Origin of the sequence: Paenibacillus gyeongsangnamensis (genome assembly GCF_027533625.1) — a bacterium.
Lineage (GTDB): Bacteria > Bacillota > Bacilli > Paenibacillales > NBRC-103111 > Paenibacillus_G > Paenibacillus_G gyeongsangnamensis.
The window spans coordinates 20,698-35,840 of record NZ_JAQAGZ010000033.1; the positions used below are offsets into that span (position 1 = coordinate 20,698).

At 46.3% G+C, this 15,143-nt stretch carries 17 protein-coding genes; 15 read left to right on the forward strand and 2 right to left on the reverse strand.

The window, feature by feature from the left end; all coding sequences use genetic code 11:
- Window positions 1-11: 11 nt before the first annotated feature.
- Window positions 12-344, reverse strand: a complete 333-nt coding sequence (locus tag O9H85_RS33525; RefSeq protein ID WP_269885759.1) for a YrdB family protein — start codon at window positions 342-344, stop codon at window positions 12-14.
- Between the two features lie 238 nt (window positions 345-582).
- Here O9H85_RS33525 and O9H85_RS33530 point away from each other — a divergent pair, with 238 nt between their 5' ends.
- The 14 genes from O9H85_RS33530 (at window position 583) to O9H85_RS33595 (ending at window position 13,485) form a co-directional block, all read left to right on the forward strand.
- Window positions 583-1,383: a YqjF family protein gene (locus tag O9H85_RS33530; RefSeq protein ID WP_269885717.1), complete on the forward strand. Its 801-nt coding sequence runs from the start codon at window positions 583-585 to the stop codon at window positions 1,381-1,383.
- A gap of 319 nt (window positions 1,384-1,702) precedes the next feature.
- Entirely contained in the window at window positions 1,703-3,160 is a 1,458-nt protein-coding gene (locus tag O9H85_RS33535; protein WP_269885718.1) for an NAD(P)/FAD-dependent oxidoreductase, read from the forward strand.
- Between the two features lie 87 nt (window positions 3,161-3,247).
- A complete protein-coding gene (locus O9H85_RS33540; protein WP_269885719.1) occupies window positions 3,248-3,841 on the forward strand; it encodes a TetR/AcrR family transcriptional regulator in 594 nt (197 codons plus the stop codon).
- Window positions 3,842-3,899: 58 nt separating this feature from the next.
- A complete protein-coding gene (locus O9H85_RS33545; RefSeq protein ID WP_269885720.1) occupies window positions 3,900-4,268 on the forward strand; it encodes a DUF4180 domain-containing protein in 369 nt (122 codons plus the stop codon).
- Between the two features lie 317 nt (window positions 4,269-4,585).
- Entirely contained in the window at window positions 4,586-5,773 is a 1,188-nt protein-coding gene (locus tag O9H85_RS33550) for a cation:proton antiporter (protein WP_269885721.1), read from the forward strand.
- Window positions 5,774-5,787: 14 nt separating this feature from the next.
- Window positions 5,788-6,312, forward strand: a complete 525-nt coding sequence (locus tag O9H85_RS33555; protein WP_269885722.1) for an RDD family protein — start codon at window positions 5,788-5,790, stop codon at window positions 6,310-6,312.
- Window positions 6,313-6,512: 200 nt separating this feature from the next.
- A complete protein-coding gene (locus O9H85_RS33560; protein WP_269885723.1) occupies window positions 6,513-7,031 on the forward strand; it encodes an NUDIX hydrolase in 519 nt (172 codons plus the stop codon).
- A gap of 36 nt (window positions 7,032-7,067) precedes the next feature.
- Window positions 7,068-7,772: a Crp/Fnr family transcriptional regulator gene (locus O9H85_RS33565; protein ID WP_269885725.1), complete on the forward strand. Its 705-nt coding sequence runs from the start codon at window positions 7,068-7,070 to the stop codon at window positions 7,770-7,772.
- 19 nt (window positions 7,773-7,791) lie between these two features.
- Window positions 7,792-8,385, forward strand: a complete 594-nt coding sequence (locus O9H85_RS33570) for a hypothetical protein (protein ID WP_269885726.1) — start codon at window positions 7,792-7,794, stop codon at window positions 8,383-8,385.
- A 15-nt stretch (window positions 8,386-8,400) separates the two neighbouring features.
- On the forward strand, window positions 8,401-9,180 hold the full coding sequence (locus O9H85_RS33575) for an energy-coupling factor transporter transmembrane component T family protein (RefSeq protein WP_269885727.1): 780 nt from the start codon (window positions 8,401-8,403) through the stop codon (window positions 9,178-9,180).
- A 14-nt stretch (window positions 9,181-9,194) separates the two neighbouring features.
- Window positions 9,195-10,943 (forward strand): ABC transporter ATP-binding protein, encoded by a 1,749-nt coding sequence (locus O9H85_RS33580; protein WP_269885728.1) that lies wholly within the window; start codon window positions 9,195-9,197, stop codon window positions 10,941-10,943.
- Entirely contained in the window at window positions 10,940-11,716 is a 777-nt protein-coding gene (locus O9H85_RS33585) for an MBL fold metallo-hydrolase (protein WP_269885729.1), read from the forward strand. Before O9H85_RS33580 ends, O9H85_RS33585 begins: the two co-directional genes overlap by 4 nt.
- A gap of 45 nt (window positions 11,717-11,761) precedes the next feature.
- Entirely contained in the window at window positions 11,762-12,487 is a 726-nt protein-coding gene (locus tag O9H85_RS33590; protein ID WP_269885730.1) for an HD domain-containing protein, read from the forward strand.
- A gap of 581 nt (window positions 12,488-13,068) precedes the next feature.
- Window positions 13,069-13,485, forward strand: a complete 417-nt coding sequence (locus tag O9H85_RS33595; protein WP_269885731.1) for a hypothetical protein — start codon at window positions 13,069-13,071, stop codon at window positions 13,483-13,485.
- 372 nt (window positions 13,486-13,857) lie between these two features.
- Here the strand turns inward: O9H85_RS33595 and O9H85_RS33600 are convergent, their stop codons facing one another.
- Complete coding sequence (locus O9H85_RS33600) at window positions 13,858-14,559, reverse strand: polysaccharide deacetylase family protein (RefSeq protein WP_333474303.1); 702 nt, start codon at window positions 14,557-14,559, stop codon at window positions 13,858-13,860.
- Here O9H85_RS33600 and O9H85_RS33605 point away from each other — a divergent pair.
- Complete coding sequence (locus O9H85_RS33605) at window positions 14,455-15,090, forward strand: glycosyltransferase family 2 protein (protein WP_269885732.1); 636 nt, start codon at window positions 14,455-14,457, stop codon at window positions 15,088-15,090. The two genes, O9H85_RS33600 and O9H85_RS33605, sit on opposite strands and share 105 nt — an antisense overlap.
- The last annotated feature ends 53 nt before the right edge of the window (window positions 15,091-15,143 follow it).

Genomic DNA, 15,143 nt, shown 5'->3' on the forward strand with positions numbered 1-15,143 from the left:
GAAGATAGGGATTATGATTTGAAAATAAAGAGGCCTATTCGGTTGATAACCGCCGCTGCAATAAATATAATGCAGAGTTTGGTTTGCCCGGAAGCATATAAACTAACTGCGGCAGCCCCGAAGACGGCAATCTCAACGGCCAATCGTGCCGGATCGCCGATGTCATATGTGGCTTTGGGCGAAACAAACAAACCCCAAACGATCGCTGCAAGCAGGGGGGCGCCGATTCCTAAAGCCCATTTGACCAACCATCCGCTTCCGGTTTGAAACCCCCAATATCCGAGCGAAGCAAGAGCACATAATTCTAAAAGAAACCGCAAAGCCAGATTTGCAAAAGTTATCATTTCCAATAGCGCTCGCCTTCTCTCCATTTTTCCTGATTATCGCATAAATGTTGGGTTCATGGGGATAACTCCTTAGTTTCTAGTATACTTTTCCAATAAATTGTTCAACCTAATTTCAGTAGCTTCCCTTCTTCACGTCGATGTATGTTCAAGTTTACCGATGATCGACTAGGTCTCGAAGTTAATGTGAAACGGCTAGACAGCAATTTATATCGAACATGAAAGCGAAGCTGAAATAATGAGCGATGTTTCAGATGTCCAGAAATTGAAAAAGCCATTCAGCGCCATACCATGGATTATGACACAGAGCTGGGAGCATCTCTTGTTTGCCCACTGGCCTGTTGCGCCCGATTCAATCAGGAAAATGATTCCTAGTGAATTGGAAATCGACACTTACGATGGACAAGCTTGGATCGGAATCATTCCTTTTCTGATGAGCGGAGTCCGCTTGCGCGCTTTACCTCCTATTCCAGGGATGACTATGTTTCCTGAACTCAATGTACGGACTTACGTAAAAACGAATCAAGGCTCGGGGGTTTATTTTATCACCTTGGATGCCTCCAACCCGCTTATCGTTCGCATAGCCAGGTTATGGTATCGTTTGCCGTATTATGATGCCGATTTAACTTTTTTGCAGCAGCGGGAATCAATACGGTTTACAGGAAGAAGGCTGCCGTTTATGACCGCGGCAGAGACATTTCACGGGGTTTACGAGCCTAGCTCTGATCCTTTTGTACCTCGCGAAGGCACGCTCGAACATTGGTTGACGGAGCGCTATTTATTTTACTGCTCTCACCGTAACTGCATATACCAGGGAGAAGTGTACCATGAGCCCTGGAAGCTTCAACGAGCCGATATCCGAATCTACGGCAATACGATGACACAATCGCTCCATCTTCATCTTTCGGAGACTCCGGCCGTCACCTATTATGCCAGAGGTGTCCAAAGCGTGGTCGGCCCTATTCGCCGGTTTCGCCCCTTCTCCAACACTGGGAAGGAAGAAACGAAAATCTTGTCTCCATTAGGTTCGCGATCTTGAAGAACATGTGGATGCATTGCAGCGTACCTTGAGGACAATGGCCGGCGTCCTTTTCACTTTATCGATAGCACCTTATGCTAGTTTAAACGGTAGGAATATAGGTATCCTTTTCTTGGTCCATAGGTCATATCATAAACTTGACAGGTATTGGGAAATGCTATAATCTAACGTTGACTGAACGGATCAATCATGATGCCGCAGATGAATAAGTTATGTGAGTAGGTGTCGAAAGAGAAGGTTGATGAGGCTGAGAAGAAGCCTTAATTTTTTACACAAAAATTGACTGAATGAATCAATCAAAAATAAGGAGCGGTAAACAATGAACATTCATAAAATGGGAAACGCCATTATTATAGGCGGAGGGATTGCCGGACTGCTGACGGCGAGAGTTCTTTCCGATTACTATGAGGATGTACTTATCGTGGAGAAGGACGAATTTCCCCAGAAGCCGGAGGATCGTTCGGGCACACCGCACGCTTTTCATCCCCATCGCTTCACGGTTCAGGGGAGACTCATTACGAATCGTCTCTTTCCGGGGTATGAAGATGATTTGGCCGCGAACGGCGCACGTGGGGTGATGCAGAAGACCGTCTACAATATGAATCAGTACGGCGTGATGGAATTCCTCTATCCAAGGAACGAATATAAGTTCAGCAGGGCTTTACTGGAATGGGTATTCCGTAAACATGTGAATCAATTACCGAACGTAAGATTTCTGCCTCAGCATGACGTGACTAGATTAGAAACGACCGCAGACCGAGCCGCAGTAATCGGAATTCGGGTCCGGGACAGGAGGGACGAGGGTCAGGAGAAGTCGCTGTCAGCTGATCTGGTGATCGATACCGGCGGCCGTTTCTCTAAACTATCCGCCTGGCTTGAAGAGCTCGGATACAACGTTCCTGAACCGGACCGGCTGAAGGTGTCCATCGGTTACAGCACCCGCCGCTATCGCATTCCTGCCGGAAGGGTCCATCTGCTAGACAAATGGGATACCATCAACATCGCAGGTCAACCTGCGAACGGGACGTATACCGGCGTATTCTCCATCATCGAAAACGATGTAGCGGAGGTGGTGCTTTACCGTCCTGGAGGCCATTATCCTCCAACCCGTGCCGATGAGTTCGAACAGGCGGTAGCCCAGCTCCCGAGCCCGCTGATCTCGGAGATCGTCAGGGAGCTTGAACCGCTCACAGCTCCCCGAGGGTACCGGGTACCGGAGCTGTACCGTCATCGCTACGCTCGGATGAACCGCTGGCCTTCGGGTTTGCTGGCGCTCGGAGATACGCTGTGCATCTATGATCCGATCTTCGGCCAAGGCATGACGGTAGCCGCGATCGAAGCGGAAAGACTGGAGATCATCTTGAAGGAGCAGCGGCATGCCCCCAATTTTGAGAAGAGGGTACTGCAGCAGCTTGAAGAGGTGATTGATCCGGCATATTGGCTGAATTGCGCCAATGATATGCTGTGGGAAGGCGTCGAATACGCGGGAGCCGAGCCGCTAAAGGGCATCGACTTCGGTAAACGATATATGGAATTGTGTCTCAAGCATGCTACGATGATGAGGGATTTTCGGCTGTACGGCATGTATTGGGCTGTAAATACGTTGACGGTTTCGCCCCGGGAAATCTATGATCCGCAAGTCGTACGGGACGTGCTCATGGCATCGGAAGAAGGCATGCAATGGCTGGAGGAGCTGCTGCAAAGCTATGGCCGGCCTCTTGAGGAGATTTTGGAGCATGAGCTGCCTTCCTTCGCGAGGGCGGCCGAAACAGCTTAACCGTTCGTAGCAGGGTACGGGACATGGTATACTATGGTATATTTATATCCAAGCATTTTACCGATCCAGGCAAAGGGGTAATCGTCTGTGGCGCCTTTAAATGATGAACAGCTGAATCAAATTCGCGATGAACGCAAGGAACAAATTATGGGGGCGGCGCTTAAGGTTTTTGCCCGTAAGGGTATTATCGGAACGAAGATGAGCATGATCGCTGCGGAAGCCGGGATAAGCCACGGCCTGCTCTACCATTATTTCCAATCCAAGGATGAGCTGTTTACGACACTTGTGCATCGGGCGGTGGTGGGAGCCCATGAGGAAATGGCGAATCTCGAGAAGCTGCCGGGTTCGCCGATCGATAAAATCCGGATCTTGACCGAAGCCACTATGGATGAGAGCGGAACGCCTTATTTTATGCTGATGCATCAAGCACGTACTTCCGACGGGGTCCCGGAGAAAGCGAGGCAGTACATTGAACAATATTCGATGAAAACCTTCATAGAGCAGTTGCTGCCCGTGTTTAAAGAAGGACAACGGCTCGGTGAAGTCGCGGCCGGCGATCCCGAGGAGCTCATCTCGTCTTACTTGTCCGTGCTCTCCGGCCTGATGGTGCTAAACGCCCAGCAGGATGAATACTATCGGCTTCCGGACATTAATATTCTGATGAGGCTTGTCAAGAGTTAGTATGTCTATGCTAGAATGGTTAGATTAAAGTATCTTATCGACGAAGGATGGAATAAAAATGAATGTAATCATCGACCAAAAGGGGAATTCTAAGGTCGCTATTGTAGAAAGCTCTGACATCATCATACGCGATGTTCAGGAAGCACTTGATTTGATGGCTTCTATTAAGTACAACAATGATTGTTATAAAATAATGATTAACAAATCGAACGTAACGGAGGATTTCTTCGAGCTCAGAACCAGACTTGCAGGTGAGATATTGCAGAAATATGTGAACTACAATGTTAAGCTTGCTATTGTTGGAGATTTTGACGAGTATAACAGCAAGAGTTTGAAGGATTTTATTTATGAGTGCAATAACGGTAAGCAGGTATTCTTTTTAAAAGATAAACAGGATGCGCTTCACGCTCTTCATAGTATCACTTAACCCATTATTAAGTTGAAACGTACCATCGACTGCTCGAGATCGAGTAAATATAAACTACACCACGGGGCTGCCGGCATGATCGGCAGCTTTTTTCTCAGTTGATAAGAATGTATAAGTTTTCACAACTTACAGCTTCGCATCAACCTTGATAAACGCGCTGGTCCTTGTAAGACAAGGGCGGCGTAGCCGTTTATCCTAACCTTATGGGAGATTGCTGTTGTTAGAGCAGCACTACATTAGTATCAACAAGTTAAGGTGGTGAGTTATATTAACGAAACGGACTAGCATACCCTAATAAGGAATGGGGGCTTGCTATTATGGGTCATGGTGATTTAATACCTCTTTTTTGGTTGTTTATAAGTATATTTCTCATGCAAATGCTGCTAAGCAGAATGAAAGGTGCTCAGATTCCTACAATCCTGGGCTATTTGATTTTAGGAATACTGCTTTCCTACTACGGCAGAGGATTGTTTCATCAGGAGGAAATGAATTGGCTGGACAATCTAAGTGAATTTGGGCTTTATTATTTAATGTTTTTGTCGGGGATGGAGATCGATTTTAATATCCTTCGTTATCAAAAGGGGGCGAAGCTCCGACAAAATCCTCTTGTAATCGGATTCTTAGTCTTTGCGGGCAGCGCTTTGTTGGCTTTTTTGTTAGGGACAAGAATTAACCAAATAGACAGCTCAACACAGCCTTGGATGATTATGCTTATCCTTTTGACAACCTCACTCGGGATTGTGATGCCGGTCCTAAAGGAAACGAGAATCATTAAGAGCCAATATGGCCAACTGCTCCTTACTTCCGCAATTCTCGCCGATCTCATCACAATGATCATCCTCTCCATCATTGGAGGCTCCTACCAAAGCGGATTTACTTGGCGTCAGGCTTCAGTAGGTTTGCTGTTGCCTTTATCCGTAATTCTCTATCAAGCCATATTCAGACTGAAGAGAACCTCTTTTTGGCATAAGGAGATCCGCAAAAATTCCGTCGTGCGATTGCAGGGGCTGCTTGCCGTGCTCGGCCTATATGGAATCATTACGGATATGACAGGGTCGGAGGCTATTCTTGGCAGTTTTTTGGCGGGATTACTTTTAGCGAGTTTTCATCTTCACGATCATCATCCGTTTAAGGAGCAGTTAGAAGTACTGGGCTACGGCTTGATTATTCCTATCTTCTTTGTAATGGTCGGCTTCCGTTTTAATTTAACGGAATTTTTAAGATCTCCCCAGGCGTTAGGTTGGGTTCCCCTTCTTCTCTCCACAGCCTATATCGTTAAAGTGCTTCCGATGATGTGTCTCGGACCGATTCTTGGCATGCGGAGGGCGCTGGCAGGCGGATTCTTGCTTTCGTCACGTATGACGCTAATCGTTGTTGCGGCATCGATCGGCATGAGATTGGGGATTATTAACAGGGGGATTCAAGATGCCGTCATTGTGGTCGCGATTATTACTTCTTTGTTATCTCCAATGATCTTCTCCATGAGCATTAAAAGTCCGTCCTAAGGAGGGCCGGATTTATGCAAGATCTAAAAAACGTATCGCTTGGCACCCGAATCATATCTTTTTTGTGGGATTACATCATCATATTATGTTACATCATCCTGCTGATCGGACTATTTTACTTAGCAAAACCGTTACTGATTCCGCTGTTCACATTAAGTCCTCTGTCGGCGGAGATCACCGGGTTTATATTCATTACACTGCCTGTTTATCTTTATTTTGCCGTAGGTGAGGGGTCGAAATCGCACGCAACATGGGGAAAACGAAAAATGGGGATCGTGGTGGTTAGCGTAGATGGTCAACCGTTCGGGCTTGGACGTTCTCTTTTCCGTTCCGCCTTGAAATTCATCCCTTGGGAGATGGCTCATTTCACCGTATGGCATATGGTCATGCCGTCCGGCAATCCCGATTATATGATTTATACTTTATTGGCCGCGGTCTACGGTTTGGTATTCCTTTACTTGCTTTGCGCCTTAATTAGCAAAAATAAACAAACGGTTTATGATTTTATTGCGGGAACCATTGTAAGGTATAAGGATTAAGAGGTGTTTGACGTTTTTCGCGCTGTCTACACTGCAACATGCCAACGCGCAGGACCTTAGGTCTAGCGCGTTTTTTTGTTTCCGTGCCAATTCTTTTTTAAGATTGTTAATTTGGACAAATGTCCTAACTCCAAGTATGGGGTTTATTGTTTAATGAAAATGCAAGGTTCGCAAAAGCGTAACGGAGGTGAGAGGAAACAATGGAACGACAGGAACGACGCCGGGAATTTACGGCAACGGTGTATGTGCTGAACGAGAGCAGAGAGGCTTTATTGTTTGTTCGCAGGAGGAACCCGCCTTTTCTAGGGTATTATTTACCGCCCGGCGGGCATTTGGAAAGGAATGAAACGCCGGATGAAGCAGCGCTGCGCGAAGTGAAGGAAGAGACGGGATATTCCATAAGGCTCTTATCTTCTACTTCGCGTGAGTCGTTAGAAGAAGATGGGGTTCAGGTTCTGGCTTATCCCATCGCTATTCAGCTGGAGCCTATCGATGAGGAGCATGATCATATTGATTTTGTCTATCTGGGACAAGTCATAGGGGAACAGGAGCAGCTCGGTGAAGGGGAAGAGGGAGGTATTTGGCTATCTGCTTCACAGTTAGACGACAATCCGCTGCCGGCATCGATTCGAGCATCGGCGAAACGGATTCTTACGGGTGAGCGGTGCCTTGAGGCATGGAATGGATTCGTTGATTCTTCTCTTTCATTCCCGGCATAATAAGGTAAATACTTATTGGATATGAGGGGAACAGCAGTGAGCGCCGATACGATCAACAAGCTGATGAACAAACATCATTGGTTACACGATATGCTGAGCCAAATGCCGCCGGACTTGTTTAACCAATGGGACATCCGTAATTACAAGCCCCATGACATGGTTTGTGAGCAGGGGAGAATGTCCGAGTATTTCTATATCGTCATCGAAGGGGAATTCAAAGTACAACATACGTTGGATGACGGGCATTTGGTTATTATGGCATACCTGTATCCGGGAGAACTTATCAGCGATATTGAAATAGCGCTGGGCCAGGCATATGTATGCTCTGTCATTGCAACGACGAAGGGTGTGGCGCTGGCGCTAAAGGCGGATGTTTACCGGAAATGGATCGCGAGAGACAACCATTTCTTAATATTGCTAAACGCACAGCTATCGAACAAGCTTTATGGAGCTTCGCAAAAGACGATTGACCAAATGTCCATGTCCATTCGCCACAGGCTCATCCGTTATTTTTATAAGAAGCTCGAGCATTTCGATTTTAATGAGCATATCGCCTGCATTACTCCCTTTTCTCGCGAAGATATTGCCTCCGAGTGGGGCGTTACGGTGCGCAGCATTAACCGAATTTTAAAGGATCTTAAAGATCGCAGGGTCATCTTCGTCAAAAAAAATCAGATCATTTTCAACGAATGGAGCCGCTATTTGATCGAGAAGGAATTAGCGGAGCTTGAAAACAAATGAGAGCAGGAGTGATGAGAACATGACACAAGTATCCAACCCGATGCAAAAAGGATTAGTGCAAAAGGGCGTCTCAGCTCGCCATATTGTGGCTATCGTTATCAGTGCGTTAATTTATGGAGCGACGATCTATATTTCCCGTTATTTCCCGATAAAGATCGGAACGATTCAGGCCATTTATCCGGCGGCAGTGTTTGCTCCATTATTCGGTATGTGGTTCGGCATCTGGGGTTCGGCCGGTCTGGTTGTCGGTAATATATTATCGATGTTAGTGGTCGGAATGAACCCCGCCGTTTATCCTTTGGCGCTATTGGCGCAATTTATGATGGGCTTTGTACCGGGGATTATGTACCGCAAAATCAATATCGAAAGCATGAAAGACCGCGTGTATTTTATTTTCGTCGTCTTGCTCGGCATGCTGGCGGGTACGGTATTGGTGGCGCTCAATCTCGTTATTTTTCAAAAAGTGCCGGCCAATGTGGCGTGGGGAACCGTCTGGGCTTGGATGCAGGTAAGCAACTCCCTAACAGCTGCCGTGTTTAGTCCGCTTCTGTTTGCATGGATGTCCGATTATATGAATAAATCCGGTTTGTTTTTCAAGCGGTTTTGGGGTTAACAAGGAGGGAGATTCATGCAGTTATATTACCCTTCGAATTCCATCATTCACTTAATGCATGGATTTACTAAAATTTTGATCTTCGGATTGCTATTTACGCTCATCCCTCTGTTTATGGATCGAAGCTTGAGTCTGTCTGTGCTGCTGCTTGTATGCTTAATGCTGTTCTCGTATATTAGACCCCCGAAATCCCATTGGCTGTTGCTGATCCCGGTCGGGCTGCTGGCCATTTTCATGAGTCTGACTTACTTTTTCGCGGATATGGGTGGAGAGGTCTATGTACAAGCAAATCTGGGGTATTGGATTTTTAAAATTTCTTCCAATAATATCCTGTATGCGATCACTTTTACACTGCGAATGATGATTTGGTGTTTATTGTTTTTTATTTTGCTATTTACTACTTCTTCAGAAGACTTGGTCATCGGGCTGAAAAAATTCGGGTTGCCTGAATTCGCAACCTTGGCGGTTTCTTTGGCGATGCGTTATTGGAGCCTAATGATTTTCGATGTGAAGACGGTTATGGATGCGCAGTATTGCCGCGGGGTGGATTTTCGCTCCGGCAGTTTGCTTACCCGAACCAAGCGATTTGCCAGCGTATTCGTTCCGGTATTGTTCGTGTTCCTGAAACGATTTCGTACGACCAGCTTCGCGCTTACATTAAAAGGGGTAGGGAGAAAAAATAAACGGACCTACTATTATCATCCCCAGTTAACCATAATCGATGCTTGGGCCATTCGCTTGGCTGCGTTATTGTTTATCGTTTGGTTGGCTTTGCATTGGTTGTACGGACTGTAATCAAGGAGGAAGCCATGATCCGTTTTGAAAACTATTCGTGTACATTTGAAGTCAAACAAGAGCCTCTTCTGCATCCGTTGAATCTTCAAATTAACGAAGGTGAATTTGTATTTGTAACGGGACCGAGCGGAGGCGGCAAATCGACGCTTTGCTTTTCGATCAATGGACTGATACCCAACGAAATGGAAGGTTCACTGTACGAAGGAAGTATTACCGTAGACGGAATCAATGTGCAGCAAATGTTCCCTTATGATCTCGTCTCCGTTGTCGGCACGGTGCTGCAGGATCCCGAATGGCAGTTAGTCCGCGGGACGGTCAAGGAGGAACTGACGTTTGCGTTGGAAAATATGGGTGTTCCCGTCGAGGAGATTGACCGTCGCTTGTCCCGAGTAGTGGAGCAAGTGAAGATAAAGCCGCTTCTGCTGCGTTCCTCGCTTGAGCTGTCCGGCGGGCAGAAGCAGCGGGTTGCTATTGCGGCTTGCCTAATGATGCAGCCTAAGGTGATCGTACTGGACGAACCGACCGCTGAGCTGGATCCGATGGGCAAAGAAATGGTCATCGAGACGATTCGGAATCTTCATCGGGAGTGGGGCTATACCGTCGTGTTCGTCGATCATAATCTCGATGTGACATTTCCGCACGCCGACAGGGTTATTGTGGTTGCGGGTGGCCGTATTATCGCCGATACGCCGCCTTCGAAGCTGTACGATCAGCCGGGGATTAGCGAGTTACTGCCAATGCCGCAGGTAATCGAAATTGCACGACAGCTTGGTGTGCGCAAGACGGATGGAGGCGACCCTCTGACCGTAGCTGAGCTGGAGAAAGAAATGTTACGAGGAGGCGTTAGCCGCTTTCTCGATGGGGCAGGCCGTCATCCTGTGCTCGGGCCGGAACCGCAGGTGCAAGCGCCGCCGGGAAAACCGATCATTGAACTGAAGCAAGTCATGTTTCGCTATAACAAATACGATGACGAGCTAGTCATCAAGCCCTTGGATTTGCGTATTCATCAAGGGGAATTTACGGCGATCATCGGGCACAATGGGGCAGGCAAGTCCACCTTGTGCAAATTAATCACCGGTTTGCTGAAGCCAAGAAGTGGGGAAGTATTGATCTATGGGAAATCGGCGAATTCGTATCGGGGGGATCAGCGGGTAAGACATGTCGGTTTTGTTTTTCAAAACCCGGATTTTCAATTTGTAAGCCGCACGGTGTATGACGAAGTAGCCTACGGCTTGCAAATTCAGAAACTGAAGCCTGCAGAAATCGACGAACGAGTGCACCGAGTGACGAAGCTTTTGCAGATTGACAACTATTTGCAGGAGCATCCTCATTTTCTGAGCCGGGGGGAGCGGCGGAGGGTGGCGATTGCATCCATTCTCGCGCTGGAGCCGGAAGTGATCATATTGGATGAACCGACGACGGGCATCGACTCCTTGCGTTCCCGGGAGATGATGAATTATATCCGTACCTTGTGGGAACACGGACATACTATTGTGCTGCTTACCCACGATATGCGGGTAGTGGCTGACTATGTCCCGAGAACGATCGTGATGTCAGACGGACAAATCCAATGGGATGGTCCGACCGGTCACATTTTTGCTAAAAAAGAGGAGCTTCACCGACATCACATTACGCTGCCGCCTGTAGTCGATCTCTCGTTCGGTTTGGGATGGTCCGTACCGTCTTTGTCCTCGGACGACTTTGTATCTCGAATTCATGGTGCGGCAGACGCGAAACTGGCATCAGCTGGAGGGATCAGATGAACCGTCCGTTTCGAATCATGATGTTGGGCGTGGGGAACGGATTCTGCAAGTCGACGTACCATAACAATGCGTTGATTGAGACGCAGGGGCAGCTGTTCATGATTGATTGCGGGGCTTTGGCATGGCATAGCTTGCACGAAGCAGGCTATGGCTTTGACGATATCGAGGGAATTTTCATCACTCATCTCCATTACGACCATTGCGGAGGTTTGGAGGAAGCAGCTTTGTACGGTTCTTATGCGGCCCATAGAAAGATGAAGCTGTTCGTTCCAACCCCGCTGAAAGGCATTTTGTGGGAGCGGTACCTTCGAGGGACGCTGGAGAACGTGACGGAAGGCAAAACAAGCCTTGACGATTATTTTGAGGTCCAGTGGGTGAAGGAAGATGAGCTGTTTTCGTTTTGTTCCTCAGGCAACTCGGAAACCGATTGGATGCCGCAAGCTTCGACGGCCCGTTGGATTCAGACGTGTCATGTTCCGTCCAAGTTCAGTTGTTCGTTGATCCTGGAGGAGCGATTCTTTTATAGCTCGGATATGCAGGCGGATCAGGAGCTGGTCTGCGGACTATTCAGTCAGGGTATCGAAACGTTTTATCATGATTCATGCTTCACTCCCAATCCCGTTCACGCGGATTTCGATACATTATGTGAATACCCGGAAGAAATACGAAACCGATTGTATTTAATGCACTACGGAGAAGCTCCTATCGGAATGACGGGAACCGGTTTGCAGGGCATGACACTTTTACGGCAGCATGAATGGTTGTCCTGGTAAGCGGGGCGGGAAGGGATTTGTAAAGACGATCAAGGAGGGAGCAGAATGAAGCGATTATTTCCCTTTGTTCGAATGGCTTTACCTGAATGGTTTGAGCCTGCGGTAGAGAAAGTTTGGCTGAAAATGAACGATGACGCCACCGGGCACGATTTTCTGCATGCCGTTCGCGTGATGGAGCTGGCTGTGGACATAGCCAGTCAGCTTGGAGCGGATCGAGATATTGCGATGACAGCCGGGTTGCTGCACGATTATTACCGTAAAGAGGAAAAACAAACAGGACGACTCCATTACGGGTTGGAAGCCATCGATGGATTGCGCCGGGAGTTTGGGCCGCTATTGCTGCCGCATCTGGAAGAAGTGCGATTCGAGCGTGTCATGGATGTAATAGCACGGCACGAAGAGTATGATTTCTCCCGAGGTGAATCCGGTGGAATCCAATTGTCCTTAGACCATCAAATTGTGCAAGACGCGGATCGGATTGATGCGATCGGAGCTGTAGGTATCGCAAGAACTTTTATGTTCGGCGGGGTTCACGGACTGCCGCTGGTGGAGGACGGATCATTGCCCGATGCCGTGTTCGATCCGACATTACGACCTCAAGGTTCGGTATATCGCCACTTTTACGAAAAACTACTACACCTTTCGAATGGAATGCATACGATAATTGGTAAGCGAATAGCCTCTGAACGGCATCAATTTCTTGTCTGTTACATTAAACAATTGAAGCACGAGCTGATGCTGGAGCCTGGTGATTTGGATAAATACAACTAAGCGCACTTGGTGAAGGAAAATAAAGTTTGTTAGTGGAAAATAAAGTGCATTAGTGAGCATTTAAGTTCGTTAGTGGAAAATAAAGTTCGTTAGCGGTTGTTTGCTTTAGTAAACAACCGCTTTTTATATTTTTTCGTACATCAAACCTTACTTTTTGGTTGTCGGCAGTGTGCATGGAATCTTAAGGCGCGATGATGCCTGGTGAGACAGTGAGACCTGCACCCTAACATAAAGATGATGAAGAAATAATTAGGTATAATCAAAAAGTAATGATGACATGAGATGAAAAAGGTCAGACCCCGCATTTTACTGATGTAGGTTTTGATCTTTTTTTATTGTTGATCTCGCCATCGTGTTCGAATGGAATCATCAGTATCTCGATTTTTGTCATGTAAATGCAAGAGGAATTAAAAATTATTGCTCGTGAACATACGCCAACACTGCGTGGTCACCTCCAACATAATTTATAAGAAAAACATTCCTGGTCGTTAAAATGATTCAAACGACTCAGTCATGATGCACCGCGGAATAAGTAATTTGTTGATTAATGTTTTGAACCTATCTTATTTGGAGGAAGCAAAATGAGAAAGTCAATTAGAAAATTGATTAAAGGGAAACAAGTCTTCGGGGAAGGCGCTAGTCGAATTGTATATGATCTGGGTAATGGCTATGTTTTAAAGGTAGCTAAATCAAAAAAGGCGATCAAATACAACAAAAGAGAAATCAGAATATATAAATCAGTTCCCTCTACGATTAAAAAACATCTTGCCGAAATAATACACTATGGTAGAAGTTGGTTGATTATGAAAAAATACGATCGTAAATTTCCCAAGTCGCGCCAGTATGTAAGCAAATTAAACACATTGAAATCCAAATTTAGGAAAAACGGAATCACTCCGTTTGACATAACACGTGATAACTTACGTTTAAATACTAGCGGAAAGATCAAGGTGATCGATTATGGAAATTTTAAGTTGCATAACAGGAGGAGAGGCTGAAATCCGCGATTTACTAACCTGTTATATTAAGTTTTTTCCCGATGGACAGGGAGTTGGATCACTGCGTACTACCGATGATGCTGAGTAATTTCGGAAGAGGGGATGGCAGTAACATAACATCGCTCTTGCTATAGAACCTGTTTCAAGCTGCGAACGTTGAGTTATATAGAACTCGCCAGTGGCCATTTATTTCTTCGAGAAACGAATAATCGCCCTCTAACTTGCCTTTTGGCGAGGTAAAGGACGATCTTTTTACGTTCTGTGTTCGGTATTTCTCCTGTTTTGAGGGGATTTCGATGATTTATACGCTATACCTTGTTTGTTTTATCGTCGTTATTATTTCGGGCTTTTACTTTTGAAGTGAATCCGGGATCATTTGACAAAATGAACGGGTTTTAAATCTGGAGTTATTTTTTTGAATCTAAATCCTCTTCTCTTCAAGAATAAGAGGATTTTTGGTAATATTTCAGCCGTTTCTTTAAGATCGTGCATCAATATGACTGGACGAACCATCGCTTTCTCCATTCGAAGAGTCCCCTTTTTCACCATAACGATGGAGTATCGGTTCTTGTATTTCCAATCCTTACTGTCTACATTCCAATCCCACAGCCGATAGCCTGCTTTCTTGAGCGCTTTGAAATAAGCAGGCTTGAGATGGGGCAAGCTTTCGTAAGGGGTACGGACCAAATAGCTGGTTTTGCCGGTTGCTCTTTTTAAAGTGCGGCGGGTCTGATCGAGTTCACGGACGACAGAGCGTTTCGAAGCATAGAATCGATTGACTTTATGGGTAACTCCGTGCAACCCGACGGCATGGCCTTGCCGGATCATGGCTCTTACTGTGCAGGGATACCGGCGAATATGGGGCTCCAGCATAAAAAAGGAAGCCTTTGCCCGATGACGGGCAAGTATGTTCAATAATGCCAGCGTCACCTCGTTCGGACCGTCGTCGAAGGTAAGATATGCTACCTTATGCGAGGGTCGGACTCGTTTGCCAAAAAGGAACTGATCATCATTATCAATAACAACGATATTCCGGTAAGGCCGTACAGAGCAATGGTCAAGAAGTATAGGAATATCAGAGTGTACAGGAAAAAGGAAATCACCACGCTAGGAAAGTGCCTTAACTTCGGAATAAGGGAATCGAAGTACTCGCATATAGCCAAATTTGACGACGATGATTATTACGCTCCTCGATACTTGTCGGATGCCATGAATCTGTTTCGGAGCAAAAAGGTGGATGTCGTAGGAAAAAGAGCCCATTTCCTCTGGTTGGACGGAAAAAAGGTTCTGATTTTGCGCAACCCAAATAGGCAGTATCAACGAGTTCGAATTTTACCCGGAGCTACGCTGGTATTCAAAAAAAGTGTCTTCCGTAAGGTTCGTTTCTCCAATGTAGATGTAGGCGAGGACGATAAGTTCTGCCAAAAATGCCGGGCAAAGGGCTATACGGTTTATTCGAGAGGAAAGTATAATTTTGCAGCACTGCGCAGGAAACATTCTAGAGATCATACATGGATTATTAGCGAGAAGAAACTGTTGTCAGGTAATGTGAAGGTGATACGAAACGTTAAGAATTATAAAAAGTTTGTAACCAGAAATAAATAAACATTCCGGAGTATGCGGCTCCGAATCGTCGGGTACGTTTACTTACATATGCC